The organism is Pseudomonas sp. LG1D9 (assembly GCF_002949995.1).
GTDB lineage: Bacteria > Pseudomonadota > Gammaproteobacteria > Pseudomonadales > Pseudomonadaceae > Aquipseudomonas > Aquipseudomonas proteolytica.
Genome location: NZ_CP026881.1, coordinates 148098 through 168559 on the forward strand (window position 1 = coordinate 148098; position 20462 = coordinate 168559).

22 protein-coding genes, 1 tRNA gene and 2 pseudogenes are annotated in these 20462 nt (G+C 57.4%); 11 read left to right on the forward strand and 14 right to left on the reverse strand.

Features of this window, described 5'->3' with window-relative positions; genetic code table 11:
- Positions 1–80 precede the first annotated feature (80 nt).
- Positions 81–1013 carry a LysR family transcriptional regulator gene (locus C5F71_RS00685; protein ID WP_092239223.1) on the forward strand — a complete coding sequence of 311 codons (933 nt, stop codon included), beginning with the start codon at positions 81–83 and terminating at the stop codon, positions 1011–1013.
- A gap of 101 nt (positions 1014–1114) precedes the next feature.
- On the opposite strand, the pseudogene C5F71_RS29575 reads toward C5F71_RS00685, so the two are convergent.
- From C5F71_RS29575 to C5F71_RS00705, 4 genes and pseudogenes are all read right to left on the reverse strand, one after another.
- Positions 1115–1234: pseudogene (locus C5F71_RS29575) on the reverse strand (DUF4113 domain-containing protein); the annotation flags it as partial.
- An 86-nt stretch (positions 1235–1320) separates the two neighbouring features.
- Positions 1321–1617: a DUF1330 domain-containing protein gene (locus tag C5F71_RS29580; protein WP_092239221.1), complete on the reverse strand. Its 297-nt coding sequence runs from the start codon at positions 1615–1617 to the stop codon at positions 1321–1323.
- Between the two features lie 146 nt (positions 1618–1763).
- Entirely contained in the window at positions 1764–2300 is a 537-nt protein-coding gene (locus C5F71_RS29585) for a cupin domain-containing protein (protein WP_092239219.1), read from the reverse strand.
- 212 nt (positions 2301–2512) lie between these two features.
- Positions 2513–3856, reverse strand: coding sequence for an MFS transporter (locus C5F71_RS00705; RefSeq protein ID WP_092239217.1), 1344 nt, complete (start codon positions 3854–3856; stop codon positions 2513–2515).
- A gap of 171 nt (positions 3857–4027) precedes the next feature.
- Between C5F71_RS00705 and C5F71_RS00710 the strand changes: the two genes are divergently transcribed.
- On the forward strand, positions 4028–4600 hold the full coding sequence (locus C5F71_RS00710) for a PAS and helix-turn-helix domain-containing protein (RefSeq protein ID WP_092239215.1): 573 nt from the start codon (positions 4028–4030) through the stop codon (positions 4598–4600).
- Positions 4601–4816: 216 nt separating this feature from the next.
- On the opposite strand, the gene C5F71_RS00715 is transcribed toward C5F71_RS00710, so the two are convergent.
- A complete protein-coding gene (locus tag C5F71_RS00715; protein WP_092239213.1) occupies positions 4817–5206 on the reverse strand; it encodes a hypothetical protein in 390 nt (129 codons plus the stop codon).
- The gene (locus C5F71_RS00720; protein ID WP_092239211.1) at positions 5203–5718 is read right to left on the reverse strand and encodes a hypothetical protein; all 516 of its coding nucleotides are present in this window, start codon (positions 5716–5718) and stop codon (positions 5203–5205) included. The genes C5F71_RS00715 and C5F71_RS00720 overlap by 4 nt, the downstream gene beginning before the upstream one ends.
- A 387-nt stretch (positions 5719–6105) precedes the next feature.
- Here C5F71_RS00720 and C5F71_RS29160 point away from each other — a divergent pair.
- Both C5F71_RS29160 and C5F71_RS00730 read left to right on the forward strand, forming a co-directional pair.
- Positions 6106–6396: pseudogene (locus C5F71_RS29160) on the forward strand (hypothetical protein); the annotation flags it as partial.
- 536 nt (positions 6397–6932) lie between these two features.
- Positions 6933–7232 (forward strand): hypothetical protein, encoded by a 300-nt coding sequence (locus tag C5F71_RS00730; protein WP_092239209.1) that lies wholly within the window; start codon positions 6933–6935, stop codon positions 7230–7232.
- Between the two features lie 261 nt (positions 7233–7493).
- Here C5F71_RS00730 and C5F71_RS28870 read toward each other — a convergent pair whose 3' ends face one another.
- Complete coding sequence (locus C5F71_RS28870) at positions 7494–7658, reverse strand: hypothetical protein (protein WP_158682843.1); 165 nt, start codon at positions 7656–7658, stop codon at positions 7494–7496.
- Between the two features lie 283 nt (positions 7659–7941).
- Positions 7942–8032: transfer RNA gene (locus C5F71_RS00735), tRNA-Ser, on the reverse strand.
- Between the two features lie 152 nt (positions 8033–8184).
- On the opposite strand from C5F71_RS00735, the gene C5F71_RS00740 reads away from it, so the two are divergent.
- The 7 genes from C5F71_RS00740 to C5F71_RS00770 all read left to right on the forward strand — a co-directional run bounded on the left by C5F71_RS00740 (position 8185) and on the right by C5F71_RS00770 (position 12395).
- Complete coding sequence (locus C5F71_RS00740; protein WP_029293588.1) at positions 8185–8856, forward strand: Bax inhibitor-1/YccA family protein; 672 nt, start codon at positions 8185–8187, stop codon at positions 8854–8856.
- An 87-nt stretch (positions 8857–8943) separates the two neighbouring features.
- Positions 8944–9336: a sulfurtransferase complex subunit TusD gene (gene tusD, locus C5F71_RS00745; protein WP_104910380.1), complete on the forward strand. Its 393-nt coding sequence runs from the start codon at positions 8944–8946 to the stop codon at positions 9334–9336.
- Position 9337: 1 nt separating this feature from the next.
- Positions 9338–9688, forward strand: a complete 351-nt coding sequence (tusC, locus tag C5F71_RS00750) for a sulfurtransferase complex subunit TusC (RefSeq protein WP_104910381.1) — start codon at positions 9338–9340, stop codon at positions 9686–9688.
- Positions 9688–9981: a sulfurtransferase complex subunit TusB gene (gene tusB, locus C5F71_RS00755; RefSeq protein WP_104910382.1), complete on the forward strand. Its 294-nt coding sequence runs from the start codon at positions 9688–9690 to the stop codon at positions 9979–9981. The genes tusC and tusB overlap by 1 nt, the downstream gene beginning before the upstream one ends.
- Entirely contained in the window at positions 9978–10313 is a 336-nt protein-coding gene (locus C5F71_RS00760; RefSeq protein ID WP_029293579.1) for a TusE/DsrC/DsvC family sulfur relay protein, read from the forward strand. Before tusB ends, C5F71_RS00760 begins: the two co-directional genes overlap by 4 nt.
- Complete coding sequence (locus tag C5F71_RS00765; protein ID WP_104910383.1) at positions 10310–11311, forward strand: glycosyl transferase family protein; 1002 nt, start codon at positions 10310–10312, stop codon at positions 11309–11311. The genes C5F71_RS00760 and C5F71_RS00765 overlap by 4 nt, the downstream gene beginning before the upstream one ends.
- Positions 11312–11399: 88 nt before the next feature.
- Positions 11400–12395, forward strand: a complete 996-nt coding sequence (locus tag C5F71_RS00770; RefSeq protein WP_104910384.1) for a glutathione S-transferase family protein — start codon at positions 11400–11402, stop codon at positions 12393–12395.
- Between the two features lie 129 nt (positions 12396–12524).
- Here C5F71_RS00770 and cysG read toward each other — a convergent pair whose 3' ends face one another.
- Genes cysG through C5F71_RS00800 form a run of 6 tightly spaced genes read right to left on the reverse strand, consistent with a single transcriptional unit; the run spans position 12525 to position 20013 of the window.
- Positions 12525–13919: a siroheme synthase CysG gene (gene cysG / locus C5F71_RS00775; protein WP_029293572.1), complete on the reverse strand. Its 1395-nt coding sequence runs from the start codon at positions 13917–13919 to the stop codon at positions 12525–12527.
- Positions 13920–15200 (reverse strand): serine--tRNA ligase, encoded by a 1281-nt coding sequence (gene serS / locus C5F71_RS00780; protein WP_029293570.1) that lies wholly within the window; start codon positions 15198–15200, stop codon positions 13920–13922. It abuts the gene before it with no gap.
- 16 nt (positions 15201–15216) lie between these two features.
- The gene (gene crcB, locus C5F71_RS00785) at positions 15217–15591 is read right to left on the reverse strand and encodes a fluoride efflux transporter CrcB (RefSeq protein WP_029293568.1); all 375 of its coding nucleotides are present in this window, start codon (positions 15589–15591) and stop codon (positions 15217–15219) included.
- Positions 15588–16913, reverse strand: a complete 1326-nt coding sequence (locus C5F71_RS00790) for a replication-associated recombination protein A (protein WP_029293566.1) — start codon at positions 16911–16913, stop codon at positions 15588–15590. Before C5F71_RS00790 ends, crcB begins: the two co-directional genes overlap by 4 nt.
- A gap of 10 nt (positions 16914–16923) precedes the next feature.
- On the reverse strand, positions 16924–17547 hold the full coding sequence (gene lolA / locus C5F71_RS00795) for an outer membrane lipoprotein chaperone LolA (protein ID WP_029293564.1): 624 nt from the start codon (positions 17545–17547) through the stop codon (positions 16924–16926).
- Positions 17548–17604: 57 nt separating this feature from the next.
- Complete coding sequence (locus C5F71_RS00800; protein ID WP_029293562.1) at positions 17605–20013, reverse strand: DNA translocase FtsK; 2409 nt, start codon at positions 20011–20013, stop codon at positions 17605–17607.
- Positions 20014–20462 lie beyond the last annotated feature (449 nt).

Below are 20462 nucleotides of genomic sequence, written 5' to 3' on the forward strand. Positions count from 1 at the left end.
GTGGGTCGAACAGGAAGATTAACGGAAGGGCCTTTTTTGTGTTGCAATGCCGCGTTGTGAAAAATGCAATGAGGTGGAGAGTGGCGTTGAATATGTTGGGTGAACTTGAAGCCTTCGCGACCGTGGCTCGCAAGCGCAGCTTCATCGCCGCGGCACGGACTCTGGGGCGCTCCCCTAGCGCACTGACCCGTGCGGTTCAAGCCCTGGAGGAAAGTGTGGGGCTCAAGTTGTTCAATCGCTCCTCCAATGCCGTGAGCTTGACCGAAGCGGGTGAATGCTTATTGCCCCACGCATACAAAATGCTCGAACTGCAACGTGAGGTGGATGAAGACCTGGCCGGCCTCAGCGGCCTGGCCTCCGGCTGGATCCGGTTTTCCGCCCCAGAGTTTCTCGGACACGGGGTATTGCCCCGGTTGATCGCGCAATACTGCGAGCGTTATCCGGACGTTAACATCGATGTGGTTTTCACCGATGAGATCATCGACCCGGCCAAGAGCAAGCTGGATTTCTCGATTCGCGGCGCGTTTCCACAATCCAGCGACTTGATCGGCTTTGCGCTCTGGAGTTACTCGCGTTATCTGTATGCCAGCCCCGGCTACCTGGAGCGCAACGGCATGCCCGACTCCATCGAGGCACTGGAGTCGCATTCGCTGATCCTGCATACGGCGCCGCGGATTCTCAAGGAGTGGAATTTTCGCAGTGAGGAGCAGGCCATCAGCTTTCGGGTTCATCCTAAATTTCGTTTCAGCTCCGGTCTGGCGGTATTCCAGGCAGCCCTCGCGGGCGTCGGGATCGCCCGCTTGGCGGATTGGATGGCGGAGCCCGAAGTGCAAGCTGGGCGCCTGTGCCGGGTTTGTCCTGAGTACAAACTCACCTCCAGCAGCGGTGAGAGCCCACAGATGCACGCGGTGTACCCGGCCGGAAATTTACCGCTGCGGGTGAAGGCATTGATGGAGATGATCCGTGGCTTAGGTGAAAGCCTCGAATGTAAACGCGGCTCAGCACTGATATGAGGTTACGGGTCGTTCGGCCCTGACCGCTCACTTTGCGAATGAAGAGTTCATCAAGCTGACGCTGGCTGTCCTCATGACTCCTGCCTGATTACCAGACACCGCTACTTACAAGCAACCGACCACAGTTGATCAAGTCTCGTCGTATAACGACGGCTCATCATCTCCCGACGCATTCCCCAGTCGGGGTTCGTCGGAACACTGGCCGACCGCAGTGTTCCCCTCCATATTGAACGCTAGGTAGAGTGCTGAGCGCCGGGCGTCCACACATGGATATACTTCTTTGCGTCTTGGGCTACAGCACATAGCGCTAAAGACCATCCAAGATGTATAGATGGGCCGACGAAGATCGAAATCTATAATCAATGATGTTTTGGTAGTCAGAAGAATAATAAAAGTCGTGGGCCACATCGACCGAAGGAAACTCAAGCAGTATGACCCGCGGAACGATTCGACTACCTTCAATGACGTGTGGTTGGTTCGTGCCTACCAAGAAAGTGGCTCCGAACTTTTCAAGGACAGGCCTGACACTCACCATATACTCGTTGTAGAACACGTCGGGGTCTGTGATCGTCAGCTCTGCAAACAAATAGCCTTTCTTTTCCATATTTTCCTCGCGCTTTCAGTTTTCTCGGCGACGCTAATCAGTACCACCCTAGAAGATGGATATGAGGTGTACCCGTTCGCACCTTTCAGCATTAGCGGCTCAATGGAATCTACAAATACCATCATGCCGCCTAAGACTGGACGCTCTTATTTACTTCGGCGGGGGAGATGATCCGGAGGGTCACATGCTACCGTCCCCATCTTAGCCGGCACTGACATTTCAAAGAGCTCGAGATCAGGTGAAATTGCAGTCTCGTTATGCTTAAGTCCTGGAGGAATGAACAGAGACTCACCCTGCCCCACACGTATGACCCGACCGTCCTCGAATTCAAGTTCGATCCACCCTCGCAGGGTGTAAATAAAATGAACATCACAGATATGATAATGCCAGCCGGTCTGTTCCATAATGTCCGTAGCACAAGTGACTTGCGCCCTCGCCACACCTTCAGTAGCGTCTGTAAGCCCCAAGTCGCGATACTTGAAAAATGAGCGCCGGCCTGGCACCAATGGCGCATTCTCCGGCGTAGCGTACGCCAGCCTCTTTAAAAGTTCTGCCACCGCACTTGGCATCTCCGGGTGCGGTAGAGTTTTATTATAAGTTTGCATGTCCACCCTCTTATTCTCCATGAATACCAAACAAAGCTTGTTCGTTTTTTCAGCACAAACACTTAGACGACAACCCATCTCATGCCTAAAAACATAATTTTCCTTCACGACCCATACTGCCCATTCAAACAGCAAGGCGCACAACGCCCATCACCCAATTAATTTGTGAGAGCATCAGTACTCTCTACCGAGAGGCAGTATGACGTCGCCGCGACCATTACCGCGAGAACTAACTCACGAGAAACGACAGCCCACTATGGCATTACGGTAATAACGTATTCCTTGAAGACTCAAACGGGAATGGTGTCTTTCTTATTAGCGACTTTGTAATTGTTAGAATTTTGAATTGTGGCATCGCCTCCTACGAAATCTTCTTTGCGTAGCATTAGAAGCGCAATAAGTGAAACGACACCTGTACCTATGTAAAAATACCACGGCGAGGTGATATCCCCTGTTTGCTGGATTAGCCAAGTAGAAATAAATGGAGCGCTTCCGCCAAACACCGCCACCGGAATGTTATACGCTATAGCGATACCTGTTGAACGTACCCGGGTAGGCAACAACTCACTCATCGTAGCGTAGGTGGATGAAGCGTAAAGTCCGAATAGGATGGCGACGGCCATCAAAGGCAGAAAGAAGCTCGTGGGTGTGGCTCCGGGAGCGGATTTAAAGAACCAGAACATCGCTAGGGTTGCCAGACCTCCCACGACCAGTAGAAAGGGCTTACGGCCATAACGGTCGGTGAAAATACCTCCAAATGGCATTACAAACGCTGCGCTCACGCTAGCGATGAACACAAACAGCAGCGTTACACCGCTATCGAATTTCAAGATGCGAGACATATAGGTGGAGGCAAACGTTAGTACCAGATAAAAGATCGAGCTATGTAGGGTAATGATGAAGAACACTAGCGTGATCGAGCGCTTCCACTGCCACACCTCTCGTAAAGGGGCCTTCGAAGTCTCGCCAGCTTTCTGCAAAGCCAGAAACTCCGGGCTGTCTTCGAGCTTCAAGCGGATGTACATGGAGACCAGCCCCATTGGTCCCGCAACCAGAAACGGAATTCGCCAACCCAATTCTTGCATCAGCTCAGCCCCCATTAACCAAGTCATACCATTGGCCACCACACCGCCAAGCACCAGTCCTAAGACCGCTGTCACCATAAGCCAGCACGTCGAAAACCCTCTGCGCCCCGGCCCTGCATATTCAGAGATGAAACTTGTGATCGTACCGATCTCGCCACCGGCGGAAAAACCCTGTACGCAACGGATAAGGATCAGAAGAATAGGTGCGGCGATACCAATCGTATGATAAGTGGGTAACAGACCTATGCAAAAAGTAGAACCCGACATGAGCATCAGGACAGTGATTAACGTCCGGCGCCGACCGATCTTATCCGCGAGGGGGCCAAAAAACAGACCTCCAAGTGGGCGAATAAAAAAGCTCAACGCGAATGCAGCGAAGCTGCTCAACAAGCTAGTGGTAGGATCTTCTGACACGAAGAAAGCTTGGCCAATGTATACCGCCAGGAATCCATAAACGCCGTAGTCGTACCACTCAATCAGGTGGCCCGAGGTGGCCCCTATGAAAGCACGCCGGCGTTGCTGGGCCGGATTTTTGTTGTGAGAAGCCATGACGAAAGCCCTGCCTTGTTTTTATAGTAATTACGCTGAGGAATACCCATCAGGTACGCCTAGACTGCCCCAGCATTTAGCCCTCCGCTATTCGTGTAACTACGTACATAGATGTGTAGCTTTGAGTATGTAATTATTCCGGTAGATACCGCTGGTTTAAGGTCGCTCGCCATGATGAATCCTGAGCAACAACTGCATGACCTCAAAAGTTTAGCCTTCCAAGTATCCCCGGCTCCCCAAGTGATAACTGGAAATCGCTGCATACTCGAACTCAACAAAGCGTTCGAAAGGCTATTCGGCTTTGACCGAGAAGTGTTGATAGGCGAGCGACTCCTCAAGCTTTATCCGTCACAGGCCGACTACCAAACAGTGGGCGAACGCAGCCTCAGCTGGCTGCGCCATGCCACCAACGGGGCTTACTCGGATGAGCGCTTCATGCAGCACCGCAGTGGAGAGGTGTTCTGGGCCAGGGCCAATGGCTATACGCTAACACCGGATGACCCCTTTCAACTGATGGTCTGGCACTTTGAACCTGTGGATCAAGTGTTTCGGCCGACCGTCAACCTGACACCTCGAGAGCGGGAAATTTCGGCCCACATCGTCAATGGCCTGACCTGCAAGGAAATCGGGCGCAAGATCGGTATCTCGCATCGTACGGTCGAAGTACACAGAGGGCGATTGATGAAAAAATTGAAGTCGAAGAACAGTGCCGAGCTGGTTTCAAAAATCATCGTGCTCAAATGAAATTCGATAGTTGCTCGCTCATGTTGCGCTCCCGGTACTTGGGTTTGCCGAATAGCTTTGGCCTGGTCGTCGGCGAGGATGCTGCTGACCACAACCTTCATGGGCATACACCGGGACAGCAGGAAAAAAGGTTCGCGGTGCCTGACCAGTCGGGGCACTGCAATCGCAGAACAAGCCCGCCCTCCACGAGCCTTAGCCTGCTTTTCTCCAGGGCTGCTACGGCGCCAGGTTCACGCCGTTACAGCGGCCCTTGATAGAGAAGTCGCTGATCTGCCGCGCCTTGTCCACCGTCATGAGGATTGTGCAGCCGCCAGGATGGGTCACGTCATCCCAGTAATTGGTATGGACCATCACATTGCCTTGCCTCTCGGCGGTGCTGCCGACCACCTCCTGGCGCACATAGGTGGTGTCGCGGTACCAGCCCAACTGCACCCCACCTCCGCTGGGCAACGGTTCCATGCGCCCGGGCGGGCCAAAGAAGTCGATGGCCTGCTTGGCGTCGCGCCCCTGCCATTGGTGGCTGGCGCGCAACTCCGGCAGGGTCGGGATACAGCCGACCAGGGTAGGTAGCAGCACACTGAGAAACAGCAAAGAACGTGTGTTCATCGGGCGCTGCTGTCTAGCATGTCATCCAACTCTTGCACCGCCTGGCTGTTGGCTTGAACACCGATCAACTGAATGAACATGGCCTGGATGGTGGCGACCATCCGCGTCGCCGGCATCTTGCCGATCGGCAACATCTGGTTGCGCACACGGTTGTCTGGGGCGCAGACGAAGGCAAAGGTACGCTGCAACCAGTAATCCTTCGGTGCGACCCAGCCTTGGATGTTGGTCTTCACATCCTTCACGGCACCGTCGAAGCGACGTATCGCCCGGGCGCTATCCAGGCGGATCTGGCGCTGTTTGCATTTGACCTGCACCTCATAGGCGGCGAGGGTCGGGAAGGCCGGATCTTCGAACAGCTGCATGACCTGCACCGATTGCACGCCACCAGGCTTTTGCATGATGCCGGCGGCATCGGCGACGTAGACCTCGTTGTGCAGACGCTCCCCTTTACCGTAGATGATCCAGTAGTCGCCCGAGGCTTGTTCGGCCATGGCCGAGGTACTGCAGGCCATGACCAAGATAGCCAGCCATCGACAAGGGGGTGGAAGTCTGTAGCTCATGGAGGTCCTTTCCCGATTTCTGTAATTTAGGAGGATTAATATGAGCCGTGAGTAGGAAGGATCAAATAGCACGCTTGTGCTAATAGCCAAACGCCTTCATCCCTTAGTTTTTGTACGAAAAATGCCTGTGCGACGACCGTAGAGCGTTGAAAACAGGCTCGGATGCAACCAACCAACTCGTGCGTGACTCCGGCCGTTGTTCCTCGCCTGTTTTCGGGTGGTTCCACTGGAACTACACGCCGAATGTCTTACGGATCACCCCATTCTGTCCCTTGACCTATCAGGTATCGATCGCAGCTCGTCGCCTCAAATCGCAAAACCCGAGAGGGCATCTACGGCCTGGCAAACTCAGTGGGTGAGGCACTGCTTGAGCGGTACAACGTAGCCCCCACAACCCAAGCGCCCTGCTCCACCTTCAGGATGAAACCTTGAACGCAGACCTAGTGCGGCTGGCTACACCGGGCAATCACGCCCGTGGACAACTGGTTTGAATGGGTTGATGAAGGCCAGGGCGAGCAAATGGTGTTGCACCAGGGTGAGCCGGCCGAGGCTTTCGAGTGGTTCAAGGCCGACACGGCTAAGGGAAATTTGCAGAACAGAGGGCCTGAGCTGATCCATCGGATTCAATGATGAGTAGCGCCCTCGTCACTTATGGCTTTCTGTTGGCACTCCCGAACCGACTCGACCAGGGACCCAGCCTCTATCTACAAACGCACCACCTGCTCTGTGGAGATTAGAGAGTTTCGCACTCCTGTTAGTTAGTCAAAGCAGTATAGGTCGCTACGCACAAAGTACCAGCCTTGCAATTTTTATCGACGGCCCGGAATAGGGAATCACGGAACTTTAGAGAAACTCAAAAGCGGTATTTTCACCCTTAAATTTAACGCAAAAAAACAGGAGCCCCCCACGGCGCACGACCTTATTAAAGTGCAAAGCGGAACTTCCTCACCTCCTCTAACAGGAAACAAATTGAAACAAAGACCTATTGAAATATTCTAAACACCAAGATATCAACATTTACTGACCAAAAATGAGAAGCCTTGCCTTTTATAGCTGGATGGAAACCCAGTTCAATAAAAAAACAACCAATGGTAACGTATGCTTTCGCATTGCTCAGAATAAGAAAAAACATGAGCAAACTTGTTGATTGAACAAAGGATTAACGAATGACTATCGAGCGAGAGATTTTCTCGGCCCTTATCGCGCAGAACGCATTTCAAGGTGAAAAGCCGAGCGTACAAAGCTACGCCAAGCTAGCCGTGGACAAGGGATTTAGAGCGCTTTCGTCAAAGCAGCAGGCGGTGGTAAGCCCCTTCCTGAAAAAACAATGCGTGGGAATGAAAGAACCAAATGAAAAACATAACAACTGCCAAAATAGTATAGTCGGTCGTGATTTGCTTACAGCGCTTGAGAAATCCGAAACTTATAAAGGATGGCGTTGCGAGAGCTGCCGAAGCGCGTCTTAAAAACAATAAATCAACACTAGAGAGTAGCAACCTAAAAATCTAAAGGAACAAAAAAACACTGTTGTTCTCGCTACTCATAAATGTTACTGCAGCAGGCCGCCATGGCCTGCTCGCAGGTCTCGCTTTCTTTAAGCCTTGATCAGCCCACCACCAAATCGCCGCTCATTCATCACGCACCTGAGCGCTCCGGAAGAATATTGCGCCATGCAGCCTAATCCCTCTGCGCGTCTAATTTTTGCTGAGAGAAATAGTGCCCATATATCAGATAGCACTACTGGTTTTTTGGCATCGCCATACTCCGGTTGGGCTACCAATTGAATAAGAAGAACCGTCAAAAAGTATCGGCACGACAACCTCCCGCAATGCGCAGCCGGCGAGCAGAGTCGTCAGCAGCACGGCGCAGCCTTTCATTTTCAGCAAGATCATCCGCTTTCTCCTTGGCAGCCTTAGCGTCAAGGTCGGCCCTGGCCTGCTCGGCGGCCTGTTGCTTCTCCAGTGTCTGGGGGTCTGAGCACTTGCGGCATTGCTGATCGCGGCCAAGTCACCCTGATGCAGGCCGGCCAGCTCGGCGCCACTGCGAAGCCGTCGAAGTAGAAAAGTTCTGGAGCGATCCCATAATAGTTATGGAACGCTGAGCAAGTACAAGCCCGCGGCAGCCAAACCCCAGAAACACAAAAGCCCCGCATAAGCGGGGCTTTTGTTTGAATCTTGGCGGGAAACCAGGGATTCGAACCCTGGGAACGCTATTAACGTTCGCCGGTTTTCAAGACCGGTGCATTCAACCACTCTGCCAATTTCCCTTGTGCAACACAGGATTATAGTAGCCCATCCTGTCTCAGCGGGCGCCATAATACCCGAATGAAACACACTGTCAAACTCTCTGCATAGCTTGTTACAGAGCGTCTGTTATGATCTTTGCGACTGAACGTTTCAAAACTGAAGGAGTGTCGCCATGCGCGAACAGGATTACGCAGTTAATAGCAACGTGCAGGCTGAGCAGCTAGAGGTTAGCCGCGTCCTGCGCAATACATACGGCTTGCTCGCCCTCACCCTCGCATTTAGCGGCGTGATGGCGTATGTGGCGCAGCAGATGCGTGTTGGCTACCCGAATATCTTCGTGGTGTTGATCGGCTTCTACGGCCTGTTTTTCCTCACCAACAAGCTGCGCGACTCGGCCTGGGGCCTGGTGTCGGCGTTTGCCCTGACCGGTTTCATGGGGTTCCTGCTGGGCCCGATCCTTAACCGTTACCTGGGCATGCAGGGCGGCGCGGAAGTGGTCAGCTCGGCGTTTGCCATGACGGCACTGGTGTTTGGTGGCCTGTCGGCCTATGTACTGATCACCCGTAAGGACATGAGCTTCCTCGGCGGTTTCATCACGGCTGGCTTCTTCGTGTTGCTGGCGGCGGTGTTGGCAAGCATGTTCTTCCAGATCAGCGGCCTGCAGTTGGCGATCAGCGCCGGTTTTGTGCTGTTTTCCTCGGTCTGCATCCTGTTCCAGACCAGCGCCATCATCCATGGCGGCGAGCGTAACTACATCATGGCGACCATCAGCCTGTATGTATCGATCTACAACCTGTTTGTCAGCCTGTTGCAGATCTTCGGCATCATGAGCCGCGACGACTGATCCCAGCCCCATCAAAAAGCCCGCTTCGGCGGGCTTTTTGTTGCCTGCGGCTTTATCATTGGCACAGGTTTACCTACAGAGTGTTCCATGAAGTTCGCAATTGCGCTGTTTTCCGCCGCCCACGCGCCCTCCTCGCGCCGTGCCCTGCTGTTTGCCCAGGCTGCACTGGCCGGCGGGCATGAGATTGTGCGGCTGTTTTTCTATCAGGATGGCGTCTACAGCGCCGCCAATTCGGTGGTCACGCCGCAGGATGAGCAGGACATCGCCCAACAATGGCGCGCCCTGGTCAGCGAGCACCAACTCGATGGCGTGGTATGCATCGCTGCTGCGTTACGGCGCGGCGTGCTCAATGCCGAGGAGGCTGCGCGCTACCAGCGCAGTGCGGTGAACCTCGATACGCCCTGGGCGTTGTCGGGCCTTGGGCAATTGCACGATGCAATCCAGGACGCCGACCGCCTGATTTGCTTTGGAGGGCCATGAAATGTCCAGATCCTTGCTGGTAATCAGTCGCCAGGCGCCGTGGTCCGGGCCCAGCGCCCGGGAAGCGCTGGATGTGGTACTGGCCGGTGGCGCATTCGACTTGCCGATTGGGCTGCTGTTTCTCGATGACGGGGTGTTTCAACTGGCACCTGCACAGAATGCCAAAACCGTGCAGCAGAAGGATGTGACTGCCAACCTGCAGGCACTCTCGCTGTTCGGCATCGATGAGGTGTTTGCGTGCAGCCACAGCTTGGCCGAGCGTGGATTGAGCGCCCCTGATAGCGCGCAGCCACTGAGCAGCGAACAGATTTCCCAGATGATTGACCGTTACGATCAGGTGATGACCCTCTGATGTCGACTTTGCATGTATTGTCCCACTCTCCCTTTTCCGACAGCCGACTGGACAGTTGCCTACGGCTGTGTGGTGCACAAGACGCGATCCTGCTGTGCGGCGATGCAACCTATGCCCTGCAAGCCGGTAGCGCGCCCTTCAAGGCCCTGGAGGTCAGTGCCTTGGTCATCTTCGTGCTTGCCGAAGACGCCCAGGCCCGGGGCCTGTCATTGCCGGAGTGGGCCAAGAGTGTTGACTACCCAGGTTTTGTGCAGTTGTCGATCGACCATGACAAGGTCAACAGTTGGTTATGAATACGCTGACCGTAGGCGCGCGCGCACTAGAACTGGACAAAGACGGTTACCTCGCTGACCTCAATGACTGGTCAACCGAGGTGGCCAACGCTTTGGCAAGCGCTGAAGAACTGGAATTGACCGACGAACACTGGGAAATCCTCGAGCTGCTCAGGGGTTTTTACCAGGAGTTCCAGTTATCACCGGCCACCCGCCCGCTGATCAAGTACACCGCCTTGAAGCTGGGCCCGGAAAAGGGCAACAGCCTGCATCTCAACCGACTGTTCAAAGGCACTCCCGCCAAACTTGCCGCCAAGCTGGCGGGCCTGCCCAGACCGACGAATTGTTTATGACCGACTTCGCCCCGTTGATCACCGAAACTCCCGCCGAACATCCCTTTGCGCCGTTTGTGCGCATCCTCGGCAAAGGCAAGCGCGGTGCCCGCAGCCTGACGCGCGAAGAAGCGCGGGAAGCCATGGGCATGCTGCTCGACGAGAAGGTCGAGGAGTCCCAGCTCGGCGCGTTCCTGATGCTGCTGCGCCACAAAGAAGAGAGCCCGGAGGAACTCGCCGGCTTCACCGAGGCCCTGCGCGAACGCCTGAACCCGCCGGCCCTGCAGGTGGATGTCGATTGGCCTACCTACGCCGGGAAAAAACGCCACCTGCCGTGGTACCTGCTGGCCGCCAAGTGCCTGGCGCAGAACGGCGTGCGAATTTTCATGCATGGCGGCGGCGCCCACACGGCCGGCCGGCTGTACACCGAACAACTGCTGGGTGAGCTGCAGATTCCACTGTGCCGCAACTGGCAACAGGTCGAGACCGCCCTTGCGCAAGGCAACCTGGCGTTTATGCCGCTGGGCGATTGGGCCCCGCAATTGCAGCGCATGATTGACCTGCGCAACATCCTTGGCCTGCGCTCACCTATCCATTCCCTGGCGCGCATCCTCAACCCACTGGGCGCACGTTGCGGCCTGCAAAGCATCTTCCATCCCGGTTACCAGGGTGTACATCGCGATGCCAGTGGCCTGCTGGGTGACAACAGCATTGTGATCAAGGGCGATGGCGGCGAGATCGAGATCAATCCCGACTCCGCCAGCCACTTATATGGCACCACCGGTGGCGCAAGCTGGGATGAGGAGTGGCCTGCCCTCTCCGCCCAGCGCCACGTCAAGCCGGCCAGCCTCGATCCCGAGCATTTGAAGGCACTGTGGCGCGGCGAAGTGCAGGATAGCTACCCGCAGTTGGCGTTGATCGCCACCATGGCCCTGGCCCTGCGCGGCCTTGGGCACCCACGGGAGCAGGCTTTTGAACTGGCCCAGCAGTATTGGGATGCGCGGGACAAATCGATTTAATCGATCATTAACCCCGAGCCTTTGCGCTATTTGTTCGAACCCAGACGATTAGACTGCACTCCAACGCTTAATAGCCAAGGAGTCAGTCATGGGTTTGCTGATTGAAGGACACTGGCATGACCAGTGGTACGAAAGTAGCGCAGATGGCGCCTTCCAACGGGAACAGGCGCAACGCCGGCACTGGGTCACCGCAGATGGCCAAGCTGGCCCAAGCGGCGACAGCGGCTTCAAAGCCGAAGCCGGCCGCTACCACCTCTATGTCTCCCTCGCCTGCCCCTGGGCGCACCGCACCCTGATCCTGCGCAAGCTCAAGGGTCTGGAGAGCCTGATCGACGTTTCAGTGGTCAGTTGGCTGATGCTGGAAAATGGCTGGACCTTCGACAAGGCCCATGGCTCTACCGGCGACAGGCTCGACGACTTTGCCTTCATGCACCAGCGCTACACCGCCGATACCGCCGACTACACCGGGCGCGTCACGGTGCCGGTGCTGTGGGACAAGAAGCTCAATCACATCGTCAGCAATGAATCGGCAGAGATCATCCGCATGTTCAACAGCGCGTTCAACGAGCTGACGGGCAACACCCTGGACTTCTACCCCGAGCCATTGCGCCCGACCATCGACGCGTGGAACGAGCGGATCTATCCCGCCGTGAACAATGGCGTGTATCGCGCAGGCTTTGCCACTTCGCAGCAGGCGTACGAAAGTGCCTTTGATGATGTATTTGCCGAGTTGGATCACCTGGAGCAGCACTTGGGTGGTCACCGCTACCTCACAGGTGAATACCTGACCGAGGCTGATGTACGCCTGTTTACGACGCTGATCCGGTTTGATGCGGTTTATTACAGCCACTTCAAATGCAACCTACGGCGGATTGCGGATTATCCGAACCTGTCGAATTGGTTGCGCGAGCTGTATCAATGGCCGGGGGTGGCCGAGACAGTGGATTTTGCCCATATCAAGGGGCATTACTACGCTAGCCACCGCACGATCAATCCGACAGGGATTGTGCCGAAGGGACCGTCGCAGGCGTTTGACAGCAAACATGACCGGCAGAAGATGAGCAGCAAGGGCGTCTGGAGCTGAAGCAAAAACTGTAGGACCGAGCTTGCCCGCGAAGATCGTCAACGATAACGCGGGCATTCTGGAGGCACGCGGCGCAGTTGAATTTTTCGCGAGCAAGCTCGCTTCTACAATTGATATGAGTGCCGGTGTTCACACCTGGGACTGAGCACCTTCGAACCACTTCAGCTTCTCACGCAACACCACTACTTCTCCTACAATCACCAGTGTCGGCGCATGCACTTCATGCTCCGCCACCAGGCGTGGCAGGTCAGCCAGGGTGCCCGTAAACACACGCTGGTTGGACGTGGTGCCTTGTTGGATCAGCGCTGCCGGGGTGTCTGCCGAACGACCATGGCGGATCAGTTGCTCGCAGATGATCGGCAAGCCGATCAAGCCCATGTAGAACACCAGGGTCTGCGACGGCCCGACCAAGTCATTCCAAGGCAAATCCGAAGTCCCGTCTTTCAAGTGCCCGGTGATGAAACGCACGGATTGCGCATAATCACGATGGGTCAAGGGAATACCGGCGTAAGCCGCACAACCGCTGGCCGCGGTAATCCCCGGCACCACCTGGAACGGGATGCCATTGGCCGCCAGTTCCTCGATCTCTTCACCGCCACGCCCAAAAATAAACGGGTCGCCACCTTTGAGGCGCAGCACGCGCTTGCCCTGCTTGGCCAGTTTCACCAATTGCTGGTTGATCTGGTCCTGCGGCACCGCATGATCGGCGCGGCGCTTGCCGACATATACCCGCTCGGCGTCGCGACGGCACAACTCAAGAATCGCTGGCGCCACCAGGCGGTCATATAACACTACGTCGGCTTGCTGCATCAAGCGCAGGGCGCGAAAGGTCAGGAGGTCCGGATCACCGGGGCCCGCACCGACCAAATACACTTCACCCGGCGCATGGGGCGGCTTGCCATTGACCTTCTCTACCAGCAAACGCTCAGCTTCATCGCCTTGCCCAGCCAGTTGCCGATCGGCAATCGGCCCTTGGAAAACCTCTTCCCAGAAAGCCCGGCGCTGTTGCACATCGGGATACAAACCTTTGACCTGCGCCCGAAAGCGCGCGGCCAGCCCGGCCAATTGGCCGTAGGTGGACGGGATCCAGGTTTCCAGCTTGGCACGGATCAAGCGCGCCAGCACCGGCGCGTCGCCGCCACTGGACACTGCAATCACCAAGGGCGAGCGGTCGACAATCGCCGGGAAGATCACGCTGCACAAGGCCGGCGCATCCACCACATTGACCGGCACACACCGGCGTCGGGCATCGCTGGACACTTGCGCGTTCAGCGGCTCGTCGTCGGTCGCCGCGATGATCAGGGTGCAACCATCAAGGTCCGCCTCCTGATAACCACGCACAATCAGTTCACCGCCACTGCCCTGCACCAATTCCCGTAACTGATCTTCGATCAGGGGAGCAACCACCCGCAACAACGCGCCGGCATCGGCCAGCAGCCGGGATTTGCGCAAGGCAATCTCCCCGCCACCGACGACCAACACACGACTGCCGCGCAGGTTATGAAACAGCGGCAGAAATTCCATTTAGCCGATGACCTCAACGCCCGCCATGTACGGCTTGAGCACTTCAGGCACGCGGATCGAACCGTCAGCCTGTTGGTAGTTTTCCAGCACCGCGACCAGGGTGCGGCCTACGGCCAGACCCGAACCGTTGAGGGTATGGACCAATTCTGGCTTGCCGGTTTCCGGGTTACGGAAACGCGCCTGCATGCGCCGGGCCTGGAAATCACCGCAGTTGGAGCACGAAGAAATCTCGCGGTATTTGTCCTGGCTCGGCACCCATACTTCCAGGTCGTAGGTCTTCACCGCGCTGAACCCCATATCGCCAGTGCACAGCGCCAATACCCGATACGGCAGCTCCAGCAGTTGCAGGACGCGCTCGGCGTTGGCGGTCAGGCCTTCCAGGGCTTCCATGGAGGTCGACGGCTCGACCACTTGCACCATCTCGACCTTGTCGAACTGGTGCTGGCGGATCATGCCGCGAGTGTCACGGCCCGAGGCGCCGGCTTCACTACGGAAGCACGGGCTGTGGGCGACGAACTTGATCGGCAGTTGCTTGGCGTCGAGGATCTCGCCGGCCACGATGTTGGTCAGCGACACTTCGGCGGTCGGGATCAGGTACAGATCGGCTTCGCCATCGCGGCTGATCTTGAACAGGTCTTCCTCGAATTTCGGCAGCTGGCTGGTGCCCATCAGTGCCGGCGCCTGCACCAGGTACGGGGTGTAAGCCTCTTCGTAACCGTGTTCGCCGGTGTGCAGGTTGATCATGAACTGCGCCAGGGCACGGTGCATGCGCGCGATCGGGCCGCGCAGCAAGGCAAAGCGCGCGCCGGACATTTTGGCGGCAGTTTCAAAATCCAGGCCACCGGTCAATTCGCCCAGGGCGACGTGGTCCTTGATCTCGAAATCAAAGGCTTTTGGCGTACCCCAGCGGCGCACTTCGACGTTACCGTCTTCGTCTTCGCCAACCGGCACCGACTCGTGCGGCAGGTTGGGAATGCCCAGAAGGATCGAATCCAACTCGGACTGAATCTTGTCCAGCTCGACTTTGCCGTCGGACAGCTCGCTGCCCATGCGCTCGACGTCCGCCATCAGCGGCGCGATGTCTTCACCACGCTGCTTGGCCTGACCGATGGATTTGGAACGTGCATTGCGTTCAGCCTGCAGTGCTTCGGTGCGGGTCTGGACGGTCTTGCGCTGTTCTTCCAGCGCTTCGATGCGCGCAACATCCAAGGCAAAGCCGCGGGATGCCAGGCGGTCCGCTACGTCCTGAAGGTTGCTACGTAACAGTTTGGAATCGAGCATGTCGGTCTCTCGTTTATCAAAGTTTGGTCAAGGACAGGCCAGCCCAGGTGGCAAGCAGCCCGCCGAATACACTGATGGCCACATAGCTTAATGCCAGCGGCACTTGCCCGCTTTCCAGCAGGCGCACGGTATCCAGTGAAAAGGATGAAAAGGTAGTCAGGCCGCCAAGGAAGCCCACCATCAACCCGGCGCGCACTTCAACAGGCACCTCCGGGCGTAACAGAAACAGGCCGTATAACACGCCGATCAGCAGGCAGCCCACGATATTAACGGCCAGCGTCGCGCTATAGAAGTGTTTCGGCCAATTGGCGTTGATCCAATTGCCCGTGGCAAAGCGCAACAAGGTCCCGGCTACACCGCCAACGGAGACTGCGACGACCAAGGGAATCATGATTTTCTCCGCTGTTTCGGGCTCAGGCGGTCAAGTTGCGCCAAGTGGTTGAGCTTTTCCCCGATCTTCAGCTCCAGACCACGAGGTACCGGCTGATAGAACGGCTGAGGGTCCAGATCGTCGGGAAAGTAGTCTTCCCCGGCGGCATAGGCATCCGGCTCATCGTGGGCGTAGCGATATTCGTCGCCATAACCCAATTGCTTCATCAGCTTGGTGGGCGCGTTGCGCAGATGCAGCGGGACCTCAAGCGAGCCGTGCTCGGCCGCTGCACGCAATGCCGATTTGAAGCCCATGTACACCGCATTGCTTTTCGGCGCACAGGCAAGGTAAGTGATGGCCTGCGCTACCGCCAACTCGCCTTCCGGGCTGCCTAGGCGCTCCTGGACCTCCCATGCCGCCAGGCACAGGCTCAAGGCGCGGGGATCGGCGTTGCCGATGTCCTCGCTGGCCATGCGCACCACGCGCCGGGCCAGGTACAGTGGATCGCAACCGCCGTCGATCATGCGTGCAAACCAATACAACGCGCCGTCCGGGTTGGAGCCGCGTACAGATTTGTGCAACGCGGAAATCTGGTCGTAAAAGGCTTCGCCGCCCTTGTCGAAGCGCCGCCGGGTATCACCCAGCAGGCTTTGCAGCAGGTCGACGCCAATCTCACTGTTGTCTTCGGCCAGGTCAGAGGCGTTCTCCAGCAGGTTGAGGAAACGTCGACCGTCACCGTCAGCCGCCGCCAGCAGAATCTTGAAACCCTCCTCCCCCAGGCTCAGATGGCGTTTGCCCAGCCCCTTGTCCTCGCCCAGCGCCCGCTGCAACAGCTTCTGCATTGCGGCTTCATCGAGGCTCTTGAGCACATACACTCGCGCCCGCGAGAGCAAGGCGTTGTTCAGTTCAAACGAGGGGTTTTCCGTGGTGGCGCCGATGAAAATCAGCGTGCCGTCTTCCACGTAAGGCAGGAATGCATCCTGCTGGGATTTGTTGAAGCGATGCACTTCGTCGACAAACAGGATGGTGCGCCGACCGTACTGCCCGGCCTGCTGCTTGGCGACCTCCACTGCCTGGCGGATCTCCTTGACCCCGGCCAACACTGCCGAGACCGTTTCAAAGTGTGCATCCGAGACTTTCGCCAACAGCCGCGCCAGGGTGGTCTTGCCCACGCCCGGCGGGCCCCAGAAAATCATCGAGTGCAGGGCACCCTGCTCCAGGGCCTCGCGCAGGGGCTTGCCGCGGGCCAGCAGGTGCTCTTGCCCGACATACTCATCCAGGTTGGTCGAGCGCAAACGCGCGGCCAAAGGCTGGGCAATCGGGTCACTTCGAAACAGGTCCATGGGCAGCGATTTACTCCTGGATCACATCGGCACCCTTGGGGATGTCGAACTTGAACGTGGAGGCTGGGACCGGCTCATTGGCCTTGACCCCGGTGAACAGGATATTGGTGCGCTGGCCGACACTGTCGACCAACTGCATATCGTTGATCACGCCGTTGCGGAACGACAGGCGCAGGCTGTCGAACAGCGTGTCCTTGGACTTGGGCTTGAGGGTGAAGTCGATCACATTGCTCTGTTGCTTGGAGGTGATCTCGAAACTCTCGCTGATCTGCGACACATCACCGGACAGCAGCAAGGCCGGGGTCTGGCTCAGGCGCGGGTCGAGGGTCTTGATGGTCGCCTGCTCCAGGTCCGGGTCCCACAGCGTGACTTTCTTGCCATCAGAAACGATGGTCTGCTCGTTGGGTGCATCGGTTTTCCAGAAGAACAGGCCTGGGCGCTGGACGGCCATTTCACCGGCCGTTTCCTGCAACTGCGTGCCGCCGCCGTCCAGGGTCAACTGGGAGAAGCGCGCGGTCAGGGTCTTGGATTTGTCCAGCAGGTTGGTCAGGCTCGCGACGGAGGCCTGGTCAGCGTGGGCCGAAAACGCGGTCAAGGCCAATGCCGGCAACAACAGCATGCGGATAAGACGCATGGGAGTCCTCATAGAATGATGTGAAAGGCGCGCCGCGTGCTGCCACGCGGCACGAGGTCAGTCGCGCATCGGCCCTGGCGCGATCACTTCGCGCGAGCCGTTGGTGTTCATTGCCGTGACGACGCCGGCCATTTCCATGGATTCGATCATACGCGCGGCGCGGTTGTAGCCGATCTTCAGTTTACGTTGCACCGCAGAGATCGAGGCGCGACGGCTTTCCAGCACGAACGCTACCGCTTCGTCATACAGCGCGTCGGTCTCGGCATCATCGTCGCCGCCACCGCTGCCACCGTCGAAGCCGCTGCCGGCCTCCTCGACACCCGCCAGGATATCGTCGTTGTATTCCGGCGCACCGCGCAGTTTCCAGGCCTCGACCACGCGGTGCACCTCGTCATCGGAAACGAAGGCGCCGTGAACGCGGATCGGCAGGCTGGTGCCGGGCGGCATGTAGAGCATGTCACCATGGCCCAGCAGTTGCTCGGCGCCGCCCTGGTCGATGATGGTCCGCGAGTCGATCTTGCTCGACACCTGGAACGCCATACGCGTCGGGATGTTGGCCTTGATCAGACCGGTGATCACATCCACCGATGGCCGCTGGGTCGCAAGGATCAAGTGGATCCCGGCGGCACGGGCCTTCTGCGCGATACGGGCGATCAGTTCTTCGACCTTCTTGCCGACGATCATCATCATGTCGGCAAATTCGTCGACCACGACGACGATGGTCGGCAGCTTGGTCAGCAACGGCGCTTCATCGTGAATGCTTTCACGCTTGTACAGCGGGTCGGTCAGCGGCGTACCGGCGTCCTGGGCTTCCTTGACCTTGGCGTTGAAGCCGGACAGGTTACGCACCCCCATCTTCGCCATCAGCTTGTAGCGTCGCTCCATCTCGGCAACGCTCCAGCGCAAGGCGTTGGCGGCGTCCTTCATGTCGGTCACCACCGGGCACAGCAGGTGCGGAATGCCTTCGTAGATCGACAGCTCAAGCATCTTCGGGTCGATCATGATCAGCTTGGCGTCTTCCGGGCCGGACTTGAACAGGATCGACAGGATCATCGCGTTGACCCCCACCGACTTACCGGAACCGGTGGTACCGGCCACCAGCAGGTGAGGCATTTTCGCAAGGTCTGTGATCACCGGCTTGCCCCCAATGTCGTGACCCAGGGCCAGGGTGACCGGCGACTTGAAGTTGTCGTATTCCGGGGTCGACAGCACTTCGGAGAAACGCACGATCTGGCGGTCTTCGTTGGGAATCTCAATGCCCACGGTGGTCTTGCCGGGGATCACTTCCACCACGCGCACGCTGGTCACGGCCAGGGAGCGCGCAAGGTCTTTGGCCAGGTTGGCGATACGGCTGACCTTGACCCCAGCGGCCGGCTGGATCTCGTAACGGGTAATCACCGGGCCTGGGTGGATCGAATCCACCGACACTTCGACACCAAACTCCTTGAGCTTGATTTCCAGCAGATGGCCAACGGCCGCCAGGGATTCCGGGGAATAGTTGAGTTGTTTCTTTTCCGCCGGATCAAGGATCGAGATCGGCGGCAAGGTGCCTTCGACTGCGCTGTCGATAAACAGCGGCGCCTGCTTTTCCTTCTGCACACGATGACTTGGCTCGGGCGCCTTGACCGGTGCGGGAGCGATGACCGGCGGCACTTGTTTCTCGCGATCAGACATGTGCTTGGTCAGCGCCTGCTCACGCTCGATCAGGCGTTCCTTGACCTTGGCCTGCTCACGGCGGTCAGGCGTACTCGGAGCCACCACTTCGTTGACCCGGGTATCGACTTCACGCAGTTGCGCAACCATGCGTTTGCGGTCCACGCGGGCCGCCCACCAGCGGTTGGCAGCGCCTTGGAACAGCTCGAACAGATCGAGGGTGATCTTGCCGGTCACATCCATGACCTTGAACCAGGACAAGTCGGTAAACACCGTCAAGCCAAACAGGAACAGGGCAATGAACATCAGCGTGCTGCCCTGGATATTCAGGGTCTTGCGGGCCAGGTCGCCCAGGCTTTCGCCCAGGGCGCCGCCGGCACCCGCCGGCAGGCCGGTCGGTGCATGGAAATGGATATGTGCCAGCGCCGCGCCCGACAACACCAAAAATACCAGGCCGATCAGGCGCCAGGAAAACAGCCAGCCGCTCCACTGCCACGGCTCGTGGCGCTGGCGGAAGATCTGCCAGGTCTTGATCGCCAGCAACAGCGGGAAGATATAGGCGAAATAACCGAGGATCATGAACAGGATATCGGCGCTGTAGGAGCCCACAGGCCCGCCGAAGTTCTGCACATCATCGATCTTGCTGTTATGGCTCCAGCCCGGATCGTCCTTGCCATAGGTCAGCAAGGCCATCATCAGGAACAGGCATAAAGCACCGATGGCAATCAGCGCGCCTTCCTTGAGCCGATAGTGCAGGTGCTGGCGCCAGGCCGGTACCACTGCTGTTTTGGGTGCTGCGGCGGATTTCTTCAAAACGGGTCTTTTCCTGCGCCTTAAGCGCGTCCAACAGTTGAATGACTATAAAAATACTGCCCAACCCGGGCAGGTGAAAAGTGAACGAGCGTCGTCAAGCGTCCTATAACACTCCGTGACTGCGTCATGAACAGGCGTTAACGCCGGCCCACAAGGACATAGTGCCGCCATTGTACGGGTTTGTGTGCCCGTTGCCACGCTGCCGGCCTCGCTCCTGAAGCATACACAAGCGCATTGCCCATACGTTTCAATTTGAGCATGCATTGTCTTTACTGACAAAGGCTTATGAGCTGTTTTTATCAGACTGGACAAGCTTTACCCAGCATTCCCGCCCAACGGATGGCGACATGACGCGATTACGACCGCATCACCGCTATAGAGTTGCAGAAACACTCGCTCATGCATCTGGGCACTGATTGCGCGATCGCGCTGGCCGAGTGGCGCCGGGT